The organism is Dietzia sp. ANT_WB102, assembly GCF_008369165.1.
GTDB lineage: Bacteria > Actinomycetota > Actinomycetes > Mycobacteriales > Mycobacteriaceae > Dietzia.
Map to the genome: position 1 here is coordinate 1812820 of NZ_VOBA01000001.1, position 15775 is coordinate 1828594.

Here is a 15775-nt window from a genome sequence, read left to right on the forward strand (position 1 = left end):
GTTCAGCGGTCCTCCTCGGAGATGGTGGGGGTGGGGGCGATGGCGTGATCGGTGGGGACGACGACAAGGAGGGGCCGCACCAGGCGCTGCTCGGGCCGGAGCTGCTCGGCGAGCTCCGCCTCCTCCTGCACACGCCGGGTCAGGTTCGCCAGACGGGCGCTGCTGAATAGCTCACCAGCCTCGCTCTCCCAGCGAGAGGAGCGGTCCCGCCATTCGGTGACCCTCCGCTCCGCCTCGGTGGTCGCTTCGGCGAACACCCCGTCCAAGCTGGCGGCCGTCGCCGCGACCGCGGCGGGGATGAGCTGCGTGAGCTCATCTGTGTCGGCCACGGGACCGGGGTTGGTGGCGCTCTTGTCGAGCCCAATCCCCCGAAGCCAGCCGTAGGGATCCGCGATCGTGTCGCCCGTGTGGAAATCGGCGGTCTGGAACTCCACCACGTGGAAGGCCCGCGAGACCACCTGCCCGCGACGGTTCATCAGCGTCCCCATCACCAGCACCGTCGGCACCTCGACGCTGCCCCGAACGGCCGGGACCTCGAGCCGCGCCATCGACGCCAGTGCGCGGTCGGCCGCCCAGTCAGACACCGGATGCAGCGGACCGAGGAAGTGGGCAATAGGCCACGTGGTTTCCGACGCGCCCTCTCGGGCCTCGCGCAGCGATTCGGAAGCACGGTGCTTGGAGGTGGCCAACGTGAGTTCCTCGCGCACCCGGCGCTGCCGGACGTAGTCCTCGGGAAGCAAGTCCAGGCGCCGGGCGAGATCATCGGTCGGCTCGAGCTGCGCAGTGTCGTTGGCGTTGCGCCGCCACGCCACACCGCCGCGGCCCCTGGGGAACTGAGGCTCACCATGGAACGCCTCAGTGAGGGCGTCCTCGAGGTAATCGACCTCAGCGTCGTACACGCTGTATCGGTCAGCGACTGAGGTGGCCGAGGAGGGCGCAGACTCGTCGCCCTGTCCAATTTGCTCGAGCCAAGCATCGATGTCGTCAATGTCCAACTCGTCGTCGTCACCAATCTTTTCCGCCTCGGCCAGCACCTCCTCCGGGCGCCGCACGGCATCGTCGAACCGACGACCACCCGCCAATACCCGGCGAATGGTCTCCTCCTCCCGAGCTTCCGAGTGGGCGCCCATGAGCGAGGCGACATCGCCGAGCTGGGAGTGGGCCTCATACTCGCGCTCCATCAGGCGCGTGAGCACTTGCAAATCGCCGGGTGCCGCATCCTCCGGCGGATCAAGCAGCAGCGTCGTGATTACGGGCGAAGTGCGCTGGCCGTAGCGGTCCACGCGGCCATTGCGCTGCTGAATGCGGATGAGCGACCACGGGATGTCGTAGTGCACCAGTTGATGGCACTGCGTGTGCAGGTTGACGCCTTCTGATGCCACGTCGCCGGTGACCAGGACGCGCAGCGGGCTAGACGCGCGCTTGAAGCCGTCCACCAGATCCAGCTGCTCCTGATCGGACAGGCCTCCGTGCATCACGGCGACAGCGTCCGGCTTGAGCTTGAGATCAGCGGCAATATGTTCCGCCAACCAATGCAGCGTGCGGACGCGCTCGGAGAAGATCACGACACGCATGTCGCTTCGTGGCGATATCCCGATCTCCCGCAGGTAAGCCACAAGCCGCTGGTACTTCGCGCTGGTGGCTGGGGTGACCGCCTCCGCGAGCTCGGCCAGGCGGTCGAGAGCGGCGATCTCGGCCGGTCCAGAGGCGTTCTTTCTGCGGTTAGACACCGATTCGGCCAGCGCCGCGGGGGAGGACAAAAACGCCTTGGCCAGTGTCCACGGGAACAGGCGATTGTCGCCGGACGGCGGCTGTACTCCGGGGCCAGTCCACGTGTCGCGCAATTCACGAGCCAGCGCAGTCTCCTGCGGAGAGGCGGGCACCAAGACGTTGTTCGGTTCCGCACGCTCTGCCCATGCCGAGCCGACTTCGCTCGCGACCTCGGGGCTATGCCGATGCCGGCGGATAATGAGCGGCTTCAACTCCTCGCGGTCGATCGATCCGTCAGGACGGACGACCGTGGGATCGAGCAGACTGAGAATCTCCGCGAAACTCTCGGCCCTGCCGTTGTGCGGCGTCGCCGACGCCAGCAGAAGCGCCTCGGTGGTCGGCGCGAGTAGACGCGCAAGCTCATTGTTCTGTGTAGCGGCGTTAGTGGCGTTGTGGACCTCGTCGATCACCACGGCGTCCCAACGGACGCGCTCCAGCTGTGCCTTGTACTTGGCCGACTTGAGAGTGTCGATGGAAACAATCACGCGAGGGAAGAACGTGAACGGGTTCCGCGTGGCCGGCAGAGTGCGGCGAACCTTCTGGATTCCCACCGAATCCAAGCGGACAAGAGGGATCGCGAAGCGAGTCCACAGCTCCTGCTGCATCTGTTCCATCACGTGGCGGGGGGTGACCACCAGGATCCGCTCACCGCGGCCACGGCGGATGAGCTCGGACAGAATCATGCCGATCTCGAGAGTCTTTCCCAGACCCACTGCGTCAGCGATCAGCAAGCGGGGTCGCAGCATCTTGTTGGACAGCGCCTTGCGCACCGCACTGAGCTGATAGTTGAGGTGGTCCGCAAGCATCTCCGTCGACACCACCAGTGACTCGTCGTACAACGGCACCGGGGTCCGGCGAAGAGTCGACTCCAGCCACAGGCGCGACCGGCGGTACCCGGGGGAGTCGTCCGCCACTACCGTCGCGTCACTCGGATCCAAGGGAGTTACGTGGTCGAGATCGGTGTAAAACGTCGCCGTGGTGTCACGCACGTACGGGCTGACCCCGCGAACCTTGAGCAGGTACGACTCGTTGCCTGTCGCCGGAGAGCTCGCTGCCCGCTCCACCGCCGTGACCAACCATTCCTCGTCACGGACCTCGACCGTCACGCCTGGAGCGAAGGGGACCTGAGGTGCGGATGAGTCGGCCGGGGAGTGCTGAACGGAAGTCGTTGTCACTAGGTGGTCTTTCTTTCGCAAGGGGACCTCGTGAGGTTATCGATGCTCACACGATTTCGCAGCGGAATAGACAGCTGTCCGAGAGGCAGGTCCTACGGTGCGATGACCTCAGCATGGTCCTCGCGTGGGGAGCAACGCTGACTCAAAATCGGTGTCAGAGATAAAGGATAGGTTACCGTCACATTGGTCGCGGACAGAAGGGTAGTTGCCGTGGGTGCAAGGAAGGCCTCAATCCGCAAGGAGCTGGGCATCGCTGGGCGGTCTGAGTACCGGAAACCTCCGAAGGGCAAGAAGTCGCAACACCCAGCGGCTCAGGCAGATCCGACGCCTACGAGCGCAGCTCACTTTTCCAGCGCTGCCCAAGGCGGTACCCGGTTGGCGGCTAGCGCGCCGTCGAAGCCTGTCGACAGGCCCCAGGCGGATGCATCCCTCCGCGCCCAGCTGGAGTGGGCACAACACGAAATTCGACAAATCGAGAACGAAACCGTGTTGGTGGAGGCGAAAATCGAGCTTCTGGAACAGGCGCGTAGGAAAAACCTCGAAAGGAACCGGGGACACGAGGAGCGTCTGCTGAGGCAAAGGCGGGAGCACCTACAGCTACGAAGACGGGCACTTCAGCGGTGGCTGGCCAACAACGCGGGTGCCACGGTGACTCTCGGCGCTGGCCCGTCCACGCCCCAGAAAGCCGATGATTCGAACAAGTCAAGAAAATCGAAGCGACGAGGTGTCGGAAAGACGCCGCCGCGCCCGGATCGCTCCACCCGGGGCGTGTCATCGGGAAGTGGACGGCGGCGCGCCAGATTGATCGGATGAGCAGCGTGGTCGGGCCTCGCCTGGTTGTGGTTTCGAGTGGGACCGATCGGGTCAAAATTTATCAAGGAGATATCAGTGAGAATCGGTCATGTCTTTCTCGCGGCACTACTGCTGGCGGGAGCGACGACCGCTTGCGGTGCGTCCACGACAGGTGACCCTGCCGGAGTGTCCAGTGAGTCGATACCATCGAGTTCAAGCGCCACAACTGTCACCACGAAGTCGCCGGTTGAAACCCCTAGTCCTTCCGTTGATCTCAGCCCCCCAGTTGTGCCGGCCCCAACGCCGAGTTTTGTCCGATGCCAACTGGCAGACGGCACAGGTCTGATGTCAGATGGATCTACGACTTACCTAGAATCATGCGACGAGTCCGCCGGAGGCCCGATGGTGCTCGAAGACGGAACCTCCATTTACGACCAGCAGCCGCAGGTGAACCCAGAAGACGTCCCCATTGCTGATGGAGGGACGTGCCCAGCGTATAGGTGTGGATACGGGCACGACACCGACGGAAACCCGAACCCCAGCTCGGGAGAGATTCAAACGAAGCACGGGTGTGACGAGGGGTATATCACCGACGCGGAGCTGTGCTCGGCGGTCAATTCGAAGTATGACTGGTAGCGCTGTCGGGAGCGCTAAATCGGTCTTTACGCCACAGCCGTTAACTCAGGCTCCGAACCGACATAATCCGACGTGCATGCTATTTGCGGGTGCGGTCGCGGAGGAGAAAGCTGCCCCACAACGATTGATAGTCAGAGCCGTAGGTTTTGGACCGAAGGCCAGCAGATGTCAGGGCGAGGAGTACGTGCATGTCACCCGAAGGTGATCACACGGCCGACTCAGGCGGCGCGGAACCCGCTCTGTACATCGAGAACGGCGACGTGCTTGTGAGTGGGCCCACCGAGGCTGCATTGACCTATGTGGTGCTGAAGGACGGGCTCATACCGACCAAGGACGGTGTTCATACGTTCCTGGGCATGACGCGATCTGGATCGCAGATTTCTCATCACCTTCGTTTCACTGGGGTGGCCGCGAGTCCCGCGCAGTTACTCTCGATTCAGGTGGTCGCCGTGCAACTTGCCCTGCGCATCGCTATCGCTGGGGTCATCGATTCCATCAAGCGAATGGAGGGCGCCGTCTCACCGGCATCAATTGCGAGGTCATCAGCGAGGCCGACGACGTCAGTTGCAACCAACGCGGAATCCGGGCGGCATGGAAGGGTGCGAGGGGTGGGTGCGATTGTTTCTCATGTCTGGTAGATCGGACTGCCGCCATAATCCAGGGGGCCATCTCGGTACGTCGGAGGCACATGGCACCATCTGATCTATGGAAACTTTTAAGCGTACACCGATGCAGCTGTTCAACCTGCCTCAGCACTTTATGATTCCCCTGTTCCAGCGCCCCTACGTGTGGAAACAGGAAGAGCAGTGGGAGCCGTTATGGAAGGACATTTGTCGAGTTGCTGAGTTGCGGATCGAGGAGCCACACCTCAAGCCGCAGCACTTTCTCGGGGCAGTGGTCCTCCAAGCGCATGACGCAACTGCCGGGCAGCTTAACGCGTGGAACGTCGTAGATGGCCAACAGCGACTGACAACACTGCAGCTGTTGATGGACGCTGCGAGCGCGGCACTGACCGCAAACGATTTGGGCAAGCTCGCAAGTCAGTTGGAGTCTCTCACCCACAACTCAATTAACTTTGTCGACGAAGGTGAGAGTCGACTCAAATTGCGGCACCTGAACAGGGATCGTGCGGCGTTTGATGAGGTCATGGATGCGGAGGCCCCGGTCGATTATGCGAACCTCGGCTACCCGGAAAGTCAGATTGTCCGTGCGCATCAATTCTTCAGCGTTGCAATTGCGCAGTGGCTCGGCGATCCGGAAGCAGAGGCGTTCTCGATGCGCGCGGAGCAACTGGCAACTGTAATCCAGAACGAGTTGCAACTTGTCACTATAGAGTTGAGTTCCTCCGAGAACTCACAGGAGATTTTCGAGACATTGAATGCTCGAGGAACTCCATTAACTGCTGCCGACCTGATCCGGAATTTCGTGTTCCAGAATCTGGAACTGCAAGGCGAGGACACAGCCAAGGCGTACAAGGAAGACTGGCCATTTGAGAAGGCATTTTGGGCAAAAGAGGTCAGCGTTGGCCGATTTTTTGTCTCACGCAGTTCCCTCTTCTTCAACCAGTGGTTGGCGGCTCGGTTGGGGGAGGAGATCAGCCCCCAAGCTACATTTGCGCGTTTCAAGTCATACGTGGAGCATCATGCCGACGTGTCAATCGCGGAACTCTTGATCGACCTTAAGCGGCAAGCGGCCATGTACGAGCAATGGACTGAGGCGGCTCGTGCAACTAGCGGCAATCTCTCGCCGGTCGAAATGGCCGTCTACAGGATGAGTGCGACGGGAAGTCAACTACTCCATCCATTGTTGATCTGGTTGCATGAGCCCGGGCGAGATCTGCCGCAGGCAACCATAGATTCAATAGTTCGAGCGGCTGAGAGTTGGGTGATTAGACGACAACTTCTCCGATTGACAAACACCGATCTCGGCCGCGTCGTCGCGGATCTGATCCGGTTGGGCGATTCAACGCCTAAGGATGATCTTTCGGATCGAATCATCTCGCATCTCTCGCGACTCAGCGTCACAAGTACGTACTGGCCTGGAGATGAGGAGGTCCGCGCACATCTTGAAACCGAGAACGCGTACAAGCGTTATCCGCGCGCTCGTTTGCGGATGGTTTTGGAGGCCATTGAAAATTCACACCGTGCTGAAACGCGCCAGCCTCAGGTCGAACGTACTAAGTATCCGATTGAGCACATACTCCCGCAGAAGTGGCAAGATCACTGGCCGGTAGCGACACCCGAGGACCAGATCGAACGGCAGGACCATATCCACCTGCTTGGAAACCTCACTCTACTAACAAGCAAACTCAACTCTAAAGTGTCTAACAGTCCGTGGACTGCCAAGAGGTCTGCACTTTTGCAGCACAACACCATCAAACTCACCGGACGCTTGCTCGACTTGCCGCAAGAAGCCGAGTGGGATGAGGCGCGAATTAATCAGCGAACCTCGTCCATGATTGCCAGCCTGCTTGCTATCTGGCCAGTGCCGGACGGTCACACTGGCCGAGTTGATGACCCGCAGACCAAGGACCACGGGTGGATTGAGGTCAAGCATCTGGTGAGTGCGGGTCTGATTCCGCCCGGCACGCCCCTTGCGGCGACCTACCGAGACTTTCACGGAGTGACTGGGGTTGTAACCGCCAATGGATTGATCGAACTGGATGGGAAGCAGTTCGCGAGTCCTTCGGGCGCCGGACGGCATCTTCACAAGAAACCGTTGAACGGTTGGTTGTTCTGGGCAATGCCAGACGGTCGTCGTCTCGCCGACGTCCGTTCTGAATACCAAGAACTCAGGTCCAGCGAGGATTGAGGTCGGGTTTGCCCGAGAGCTACCTGATCACCATCACCGTCGACATGAACCGCGACCCTATCGAATGCCTGACCTAGGTACTTGCGGTGTCCTTCCGCGGCGGCCGAGGCGGGTCCTTCGGCCGTTCGTCCGGTGGAGCTGAGCGGGGAGCGGGTGTGAGCGCCGCATTGCATGCACAGCTGCTTTCCGCTTGCAGATGCCCTTGGCGGCCGCACCGTCGTTTGTGGCTTCGGGTCCGGACCTGGTGGTCGCGGCCTGTAGGGCGGAGGTAATTGGGTCGTACCCCACCCAGAATTGGCAGACGTTGGACGAGCTCGACCAATGGCTTGCGAGCATCACTCGACAGTTGCGCGTCGCCTGCCCGGAAGCTGCCCCGTGGGCCGTCAACCTCGTCACGCACCCCAGCGATTGAAGGTCGGCCAATGACCCTGCGTCTGGCAACCGAGTATCAATCGCCAATCGTCACCGTAGCTTCGCCGAATTGGCGCTCTGGCTGTCGAGTATTTCCGCGACGATACCCCGAACCCACACTGTTGGACATCCCGAGTTTGGTGGCGCGCCGGGGTTGTTCAGCAGTCGACGCCCTGGAGTCGCAGGCAAGCTGGCGGGAGCTCCTGGTCCGGTCCGTATCCGTCTGCAGAGTCAGGGTTGAACGTGGGCTTGGGATGGGTCCGCCAGTACTCGTCGGCGAACTCCTGGTTGTAGGCATCTTGGTCAAAGGTCTCGTAGGTGGGCGGAACGTAGTTCGCCCGCATCTGGGTGTCGCACGTCTGGGTCCATCCGGACGTTCCGTCGGTGAAGAACGTGGTCCCGAATTCGTGGACAGACGTGCCGCATGACGCGATCTGCTTTCCCAAACAGTGGGGGCGCTCCTGGCCGGGCGCGGCCGTATATCCCACGGCGCCGCACTCGTCGACCACTGGAGCAGCGGGCGCTTCCTTGCTCGTAGTAGGAGTGACATTGGTCGAGGTGGAACTCGGCGTGGTTGAGCTGGAAATGGACGATGACGGCACCGTCGAAGTGACTGTGCTTTGCTCCGACACTGAATCGGCAGAACTGCACGCCGTTAGACCGAAAACCAGGAAGATGATCGCCGCGAAAGGGGCGGTGAAGCGAGAGCGCATGATGAGCCTTGTTCGAGTGTTGGCGTTGGGGACTGCAGGTGGACCGGCGAACGAAGTGCGACCCATCTGGAGTGTTAACGCTGATGATAGGTAGGCCGTACGACATCTTCAGTGTTTCGACGGTTCGCAGGCTGGTCAGCTTAGGACTCCAGATTTGCGACCCCGGTGTTGAACGACCACAGGAGAGACGCTTGCACGATCCGGTTCACGGTGCGATGCGATCCAGGTTTCGGTCAGTCGCCAACCATTGCCACGTCCGAAATCTGTCATCTGATCGTGGATTTGTCCGTGTCGGCGGATAGGCCGCGGGCGAGATTGGCGGGGGAGCCGTAACGACAATCGTCTGCACAGGCGCCCCTAAAGGCAGGGAAGTGACACACGCCATACCCTGAAGTGCATGAAGCTTGATCTGACAGTCCTGGCCATCCCCGGTTTCGTGGCGGCGATGGCGGGCGAGTACGCGTGGCAGTCCCGCAACCCCGCGCAGGGCGAGAGGGCCGGCGACTACGAGTTGGCCGACACCTTGGCCAGCTTGTCGATGGGCATTGGCAGTCTGATCGCGCCGTTCGTCGCGAATAAGGTCCTCGCGCCCGTCACCCCGCGCACCGGCCGATACGCCAAAGCACTCATGGGATTGTCGCTCGCGGCCGCCGCGGTGGCCACTGCGGGAGACGTCTGGCGGCGCACCCGAACCACCGGCCTGCTCGAGGCGGGCACGTTGCCGTCGTCACCCCTCCGCAACATGGGGGAGAACGACGACGAGGTCACCGCCCCCGACCCAGCTCCAATCGCCGAGGCCGCGCATGTGCCGCCCGCCTTGCGGCGCATCACCGGCGGGTCCGCGGTCACCGCGATGGCGTCGATGGTTGTCACGGTCTCGACCGTGTGGAGCGCGGAGACCGCCAGCAGAAAACTCTTCCGGATGACCCCGCTGGACCTGGGACGCGGACCGTTGGCGTACGCGGTGGCAATCCTGGGCTGGGACCTCATCTACTACTGGAACCACAGGTTTTCTCACGAGAGCCGCTGGTTGTGGGCCATGCACGTGGTGCACCACTCCAGCGAGCGCTACAACCTCTCCACGGCGCTCCGCCAGCCGGTCGCCGAGGCCCTGACGATCTACGTTCCCTACGGGCTGCTCTCCGTGCTGGGGGTGCGGCCGGCACTCGTGATGGACGCGAGGGCGGTCAACCTCATTTACCAGTTCTGGATCCACACCGAAGTCATCCGCTCAATCGGGCCGCTGGAAAGGCTGTTCAACTCGCCCTCCCACCACCGCGTCCACCACGGCAGCAACCGGCGGTACCTCGACCGCAACCACGGCAGCATCCTCATCCTGTGGGACCGCCTGTTCGGCACCTTCGAGCCCGAAGATGAGCCGGTGGTCTACGGGTTGACCACCAACCTCGACACGTTCAACCCGGCCCGCATCGCCACCCACGAGTGGGTTGCCATCGCCCGCGACATCTTCAGGTCAGAGACCTGGAGCGACCGCGTGGGGTACCTGCTGCGCGGGCCGGGGTGGGCCGGAGCGCGGAGAGGGTAGGAACTGCTCGTACCGGCGTGTCGAGATCGAGCGGCACCGTCTGTTGAGCCTGCATTTGGACCGCGCCCCGGGCTCAGAATGGGCGTCATCGGCAAGTAGTCCCTGCGGTCGCTCTCGGCGCGGCGACCAGGGAGCAGTAATCAGGGTTTCCGGTTACGCTCGATTTCCGCTGTACGACGTCTGTGAGGAGTGAGATCGTGTTTTCCACTGGTTCGGTGTCGAATCCGCTGCGCTACCTGTTCGGCCCCGGGCCGGGTGAGGCCATGTGTCTGGCACTGACGCCCGAGTGCATGGGGCTGTTCCCGTATCTCGCGATGCAGTTCGGCATCAGTTCTTAAGGTCGATCGAGCAACTCTGCCGACCGCCACTACTCGTCGTCCCCTCGACTCGCCGACTTCTGGCCAGCACCGTTCCCGCGGGGCTCAGCCCATCGCGTGCAGGCTGAACGCGGCGAGGAATCCCAGCGTCGCGATGAGGCCGGAATACACGGCGGCGTTCTCGAAAGCCTCCGGGATCATGGTGTCGGTGATCATCGCGAGGATCGCGCCCGCTGCCAGCGCGTTAACCGCGGCCAGGAGTTCGGCCGGTGCGCCGTCCAAGAGGAGAAAGCCGGCCAGCGCAGCAACTCCGGAGGCCACCGCGATGCCGCCCCAAACACCGAAGACGAACCCCGCCGAACGCCCGGCTTTCTTCATGCCGGCGGTACTGGACAGCCCCTCGGGGATGTTGGAGATGAACACCGCGGCGAGCATCGGGATGCTGAGCCCGCCGCCGGAGAGGAAGCTCAACCCGAGCACCATTGATTCGGGGACCCCGTCGATCAGCGCGCCGATCGCGATTGCCGCGCCGCTGCCGGAATCGCTTGCCTGCTGGTCGCCGGAACGCTTACGGTGCCGTGCACCGCGACGAGACAGCAGCACGTTGAGACCCACGTAGATGAGCGCGCCCGCGAGGAAACCTCCCGCGGTGGCCCCCAGCCCGCCCTGATCCATCGCCTCCAGGACGAGATCGAACGACAGCGCCGAGATCAGCACGCCGGAGCCGAAGGCCATCACCACAGCCACGACGCGCGCGGGCACCGCCGCGAGCCACGCGATCCCACTTCCCACGAGCAGCGCACTGCCCGCGAGCAGGCCGGCCCCGCCAGCCGCCAACCACTCAGGCATCGTCGACCGCCTTCCCCTCGGAACCAGGATCGCGTGCCACACCCGATGTTATGCCCGGGCGCAACTAGTAGAAACGGTCGTCAGTCAGAGGCTGCGGATGAACTCCGGCACCCAGGCAATTCGCTCCCGTGGCATCCCGCGGATATCGACATGCGGGAACGAGGAGCACGCAGTGACAGCTGATGCAGAGCTGTCAGGTGTTGAAGGTACAGCGGACCTCGACCTCTGTCCCGAGACGACGCACGAGCCGATCGAGGATGGGTGCGAACCCGACGGAAGCACTCGGCCGGGCAGCCCAAAGACTCACATTCAGGGATTGGGGGACCGGCGACTATCGCGACAGAAGGAGCCCGACTCCGAGCACGCCGAACGAGACCACTGCGAAGGACGCCATCGTGATGAGAGCCGCGATCGGAGATGCCGCCACGCCGATCTCGCTACCGCCACCGGCGACTACGGCCCTACGGCCGTAGAGGGGGTCGGCGGTGTCGGCGTTGGGCGCGGTGTCGACGCGATACGATCCATCGTCAGTGCGCCTTCGGGACCGGGGTCGGCGCGGCCCGCGAGGCACGGATCGCCAGCCGCTTGGCCCGGGCGCACCGCGCCAGGTACCAGGGCGTCGGCGGTATCCACCCGAGTTGGATGCTCTGCCCGAGGTCGTCGCGAACCGCCCAGTGCTCGGTGACCTGGTCGTCGAGGACCCGGAGCCAGTGGCTCTGCCTGGTGGCGAAGGATCGACCAGTGGGAGCCCATACGGTGTCGATTCGGCCCGCCTCATCGTGGATCACGAAGGGGGCGACGTGCCGCCCGCTCATCGTGGTGTCGACGACGACGAGGTCGTCCTGCGCCACGATGTGCTCGATCCGGTGATCGAGGTCGGCAAAGGCTCCTCGCAGCCACAGCGCCGTAGCGTAGAACCCGTCGGGACCGGTGACTTTACAGGCGGGTGGCTCGGCGACGGCCGCGTGGTTGACGGCTCCAGGGGCAATGAGGGCGTCGAAGTCAGAGCGGTCTCCCACGGCCATCACACGGATCGCTCGGGCTGCTAACGCGCGGATGTCGTCCATCATTCGACTCTTCCCGAGAGACCGCCGAGTATCCGATAACCATGGACCCGTGCGCCCCGGGCGTCAAGGGGTGCACGAGACGAAGATTCCGGAAGAGCGAGCTCAGGTCAGTAGCTTATTTAGGGCGGCGGTGGGCATCCATTCGCCGGTGAAGAGCTCCACGATGTCAGTGAGCGCCGAGGTGTCACTGTTGGTGCTCGCCGCGGTCGCGATGAGGCGCCGCACCATGATCTCGGCCGTACGCTGCTCGATGGTGTCCTCAGCGGCCAGCAGCGACCACTGACACACCATCCCGTTGCGATGCGCGCGGCCCATGATCTGCTCCGCCATCAGGCCGCTCCAGCGGGCCTGATGAAAGAACCCGCGGCGCGGGGTCATGGTGGCGGTCGATCCGTCGGCGAGCAGTTCCCCGGCCTGGAGGTTGATCGACGAAGGGGTGTTGAACACCACCACCTGGGCCTGCCCTCGCTGGAACCGCAGTCGCTCGGCTTCGGCATCGGGGTTGGATCCGTAGATCCGGGCGACCGGGATGCCGGCGGCCTCGAGCTGCTCGACCAGAGGCTGGGCTCCGGTGGTCACCAGTTCGGTTGCCACCAGTACCTGGAAGCCCTTGTCGAGCTCGGCCCGGACGGCGTCGACCGTGTGCTCGACCCTCAGCAGGGAGGCCTTCTGCCGGAGACGCAGGATCGCCGCCAGGCCGCGGGCGGAGTCGCGCCCGGACCGCGCCAGCTGCATCTCGCGCCGGAAGGCACCCCACTCGAGCTCGTAGCCGCGGCGCTGATCGGCGGTCAGCTCCACCAGCTGCATATCCAGTGGCGGCCGGCCCCAATGCGCCTGCCTGGCCAGCATCAGCGGGGGGTCGTGGTGCAGGAGTTCGTCGCGAACCTGCGCAATGAACCGTTCCTCGATCTCCGGGGACTCCTTGGCCTCGGGGGAAAGCACCCATTTGCCGAAGGAGCGGACCAGGGGGTGTCCGCGGGAGGCGAGCGCCTGCCCGAAGTCGGCCCAATCCGCCGGGTCGTCGCCGTGCAGCTGTGCGAACAGCGACCCCAGGTAACCCCACTCTCCCGGATGGTGCCCCGGGGTGGCGGTCATCCACAGCACGAACGGGGCCTTGTCCGCCGGGGCGGTGGCCCGGCACAGTCTCCGCATATAGGCAGTGCGCTTGGTGTCGTGGCGGAACAGGTGCGCCTCGTCGGCGATGACGAGGTCGAAGGCGTGGCTCGGGCGGCCGTTGCGGCTCATGAGCTTGCCCAACCCGTCGGAGGACATGATGACCCACCTCAGCCCGTCGTCGCCCAATGCGGCGATCGCCGCCCGCCAGGTGGGGATGGTGATCCGCGCGGGCCGGTCGACGGTGATCAGGATGGTGCGCGAGCCCCGCATCCTCGCGATCTCCTTCGCGGCGAGCAGGGCCACAAAGGTCTTGCCCGTGCCGGGCGAGTTGGCAACCAGGACTGACCGGAACTTGGCAGCCGCGGCGACGGTGATCACGCGGGCATCCTCGACCTGAGCGGCTGTCGGAGTAACCGGCGGACCACCCGCGCCCGGACCAGCCTCGCCGTTGAGGTCGTCTTCCACCCACCGCTGGTAGGAGTACGGCTTGGAGGCGTAAGGGAGGAGTTCAGTGGGAAGGCTCTCGCCGATCCAGGCGTGTGCCTTAAGCGCCTTATAGTAGGTCACGCTCGGGAGACCCGGAGGCCGCTCCCAGGGGAGCTCGAGCAACCACGCACGCTGGCCGGGCGGAATGGACGGGGCTTGTGGCGGGGCAGTCGACGTGGTGCGGCGGGCAGGCTTGCGCCGCTTGGCGGTCGAACTGCGCCGGGCGGTCGGCGGCATCAGGGGCTATTCCTAGCGAGAATTGGGCAGGGCGTGTGCGGAGTCAATCAGGCCTCGCCGGATTGTGCCGTCGCGGCCCGGGGAGCCGCCGGCTTCTGCCACGGCCAGCGACCACTGATCTCCAGCTCCAGGGACCAACTGAGGAAGGTCCGGATCACGACGATCGCCGCCAGGACCGCCACGCTCTCGAGCGTCGGGGTCACCGCGACGGTCTTGATGATGTCGGCCGCCACCAGGATCTCCAGTCCCAGCAGGATCGACCTCCCGAGAAACCGACGGAACTGCCGGTAGACATCCGGCTCCCGGCTGACCAGGCGGCACACCGCGATGACGGTCGAGGCGACGATGCCGACGACGATCGCCGCCACCCCGACCGCGTCGATGACCTCACCGACGGCCTCGATGGTCTCCTGGAACTGCATGCCGATCTCCTCTCGCTCCGCGACCCGCCCCGGACAGATAGCGGACCGTCGCCCCCGAGCCGCACTGATCGTAAGACGACCTGCGTCGAGGTTTCGGGGCGTTGAGCCGCCTGGGCGGATAGTAGGTTCACAGCATGGATGCCGACCCGACCGGAACTGCCGTCGAAGGGCGCGGGGCCTCAGTGCAGGATCGTGTACAGCTCCCGACTCGGTTCGCCGGGGCTGCCGCGCACGGCGCGACGTGGGGAGTGGCCTTCCTGACCCTGCGGCTCTTCGCGGTGTCCGGGTATGACTGGCACACGGCGTTCCTCGTCAGCACCACGCTCGGGCTCAACGACGGGTTCGCCCTGATCTTCGGCTCCCTCATCGCCGAGCACACGCTCACCGCGGTCCTCCTGATCGGCGTACTCCCGCTACTGTTCGCCGGGTACCTGTGGGGTCCGCGTGAACACCGAACCGTGGTCTTATTGCTGTCCGCGCTGGGACTGGTCATTCTGCTGGCTCTCACGTCGAGCTTCGGAATCTGGTGGCTACCCGCCGGGGCGGCGACCGTGTTCGCGGTAATCGCGCTGATCCGATTTCTGCCTTCCGGGCGTCCGCTGAAACACGCATTGGCGGTCGCCATGGCGCGGGTCGGCTGGGTCGCAGGGATCGGCGTGCTGGTCCTCGCGGCGCTCGGTCAGACGCCCTGGGTTCCGCACGAGGTGATCGAGACTACTGACGGCACGATCACCGGTTATGTCCTCAGTGTCGATCCAGGGTTTCTCAATGTGCTCACCGACGAACGTCACTTCACCATCGTGATCAGCGGCAACGTGCTCTCCCGAGAGTGACGGGGCCGCCACCGCATCCCGTCTCTGCGGTCACGGCCAGGGCGAGGTCTCCACGACGATCGGTCCGGCGGCAGCGCCGCCGTTGGTGGTGAGCCGGTACTCCACCGTGCCGCCACCTGTCGGAATGATCGCGTCGTAGGGGTGAGCAACACCGGTCCAGAGTCTGGGCCCCGGGATATCGAGCGTCTTCTGCCCCCGCGCCCCCGTGTCGAGGTTGTGCCAGTCGAGTGTGGCGACAAGGTCGCACGGCCCCACCCCGGGCATCGCCACGCCCCAACTCACTGCCGCCGATGCGGGATACCCCGAGTCAGTGACACGCGCTGCGGCCGCCCCCTGACACAGGCCAGTTGGCGAGCCACCCACCGCGAGGAGGTTGCCGGGACCGGGAACGAGGTATCCGGGAAGGTCCACCGACATCGGTGTCAGCGATCCCAACTCCTGGGCATTCGCGGCGGCCGGAGCCGCGAGACCCAATGCCAGCGCGATCCCGGCCGCGGCCGAGGCCGCCCTGACTGCGCTGCGGGTGAAGCCGATGGTTTCCATGCAGGTCATGCTGGCACAGGACAGGGCGACCCGACACCGCTGGCTGCTACA

Annotated in this window: 12 protein-coding genes; 5 read left to right on the forward strand and 7 right to left on the reverse strand. The window is 64.1% G+C overall.

Going from position 1 to position 15775, the window contains the following annotated elements; all coding sequences use genetic code 11:
* Positions 1–2: 2 nt before the first annotated feature.
* Positions 3–2876 (reverse strand): DEAD/DEAH box helicase, encoded by a 2874-nt coding sequence (locus tag FQ137_RS08340; protein ID WP_255583809.1) that lies wholly within the window; start codon positions 2874–2876, stop codon positions 3–5.
* 1685 nt (positions 2877–4561) lie between these two features.
* Between FQ137_RS08340 and FQ137_RS08345 the strand changes: the two genes are divergently transcribed.
* On the forward strand, positions 4562–5011 hold the full coding sequence (locus FQ137_RS08345) for a hypothetical protein (protein ID WP_149291972.1): 450 nt from the start codon (positions 4562–4564) through the stop codon (positions 5009–5011).
* 67 nt (positions 5012–5078) lie between these two features.
* Entirely contained in the window at positions 5079–7184 is a 2106-nt protein-coding gene (locus tag FQ137_RS08350) for a DUF262 domain-containing protein (protein ID WP_149291973.1), read from the forward strand.
* Positions 7185–7753: 569 nt separating this feature from the next.
* Here the strand turns inward: FQ137_RS08350 and FQ137_RS08360 are convergent.
* A complete protein-coding gene (locus FQ137_RS08360) occupies positions 7754–8041 on the reverse strand; it encodes a hypothetical protein (RefSeq protein ID WP_188064845.1) in 288 nt (95 codons plus the stop codon).
* 664 nt (positions 8042–8705) lie between these two features.
* On the opposite strand from FQ137_RS08360, the gene FQ137_RS08365 reads away from it, so the two are divergent.
* Together FQ137_RS08365 and FQ137_RS15380 are read left to right on the forward strand one after the other, a co-directional pair.
* On the forward strand, positions 8706–9854 hold the full coding sequence (locus tag FQ137_RS08365; RefSeq protein WP_149291975.1) for a sterol desaturase family protein: 1149 nt from the start codon (positions 8706–8708) through the stop codon (positions 9852–9854).
* Positions 9855–10051: 197 nt separating this feature from the next.
* Positions 10052–10192 carry a hypothetical protein gene (locus FQ137_RS15380; RefSeq protein WP_188064847.1) on the forward strand — a complete coding sequence of 47 codons (141 nt, stop codon included), beginning with the start codon at positions 10052–10054 and terminating at the stop codon, positions 10190–10192.
* Between the two features lie 84 nt (positions 10193–10276).
* Here FQ137_RS15380 and FQ137_RS08370 read toward each other — a convergent pair whose 3' ends face one another.
* From FQ137_RS08370 to FQ137_RS08385, 4 genes are all read right to left on the reverse strand, one after another.
* Positions 10277–11020: a ZIP family metal transporter gene (locus tag FQ137_RS08370; RefSeq protein ID WP_149291976.1), complete on the reverse strand. Its 744-nt coding sequence runs from the start codon at positions 11018–11020 to the stop codon at positions 10277–10279.
* Between the two features lie 527 nt (positions 11021–11547).
* Complete coding sequence (locus tag FQ137_RS08375; RefSeq protein WP_255583819.1) at positions 11548–12087, reverse strand: ester cyclase; 540 nt, start codon at positions 12085–12087, stop codon at positions 11548–11550.
* A 102-nt stretch (positions 12088–12189) separates the two neighbouring features.
* Positions 12190–13770, reverse strand: coding sequence for a DEAD/DEAH box helicase (locus FQ137_RS08380; protein ID WP_255583821.1), 1581 nt, complete (start codon positions 13768–13770; stop codon positions 12190–12192).
* Between the two features lie 203 nt (positions 13771–13973).
* Complete coding sequence (locus FQ137_RS08385; RefSeq protein WP_149291979.1) at positions 13974–14348, reverse strand: DUF1622 domain-containing protein; 375 nt, start codon at positions 14346–14348, stop codon at positions 13974–13976.
* A gap of 134 nt (positions 14349–14482) precedes the next feature.
* Here FQ137_RS08385 and FQ137_RS08390 point away from each other — a divergent pair, with 134 nt between their 5' ends.
* On the forward strand, positions 14483–15181 hold the full coding sequence (locus tag FQ137_RS08390; protein ID WP_149291980.1) for a hypothetical protein: 699 nt from the start codon (positions 14483–14485) through the stop codon (positions 15179–15181).
* 30 nt (positions 15182–15211) lie between these two features.
* Here FQ137_RS08390 and FQ137_RS08395 read toward each other — a convergent pair whose 3' ends face one another.
* Positions 15212–15733 (reverse strand): hypothetical protein, encoded by a 522-nt coding sequence (locus tag FQ137_RS08395; RefSeq protein WP_255583824.1) that lies wholly within the window; start codon positions 15731–15733, stop codon positions 15212–15214.
* Positions 15734–15775: the final 42 nt, after the last annotated feature.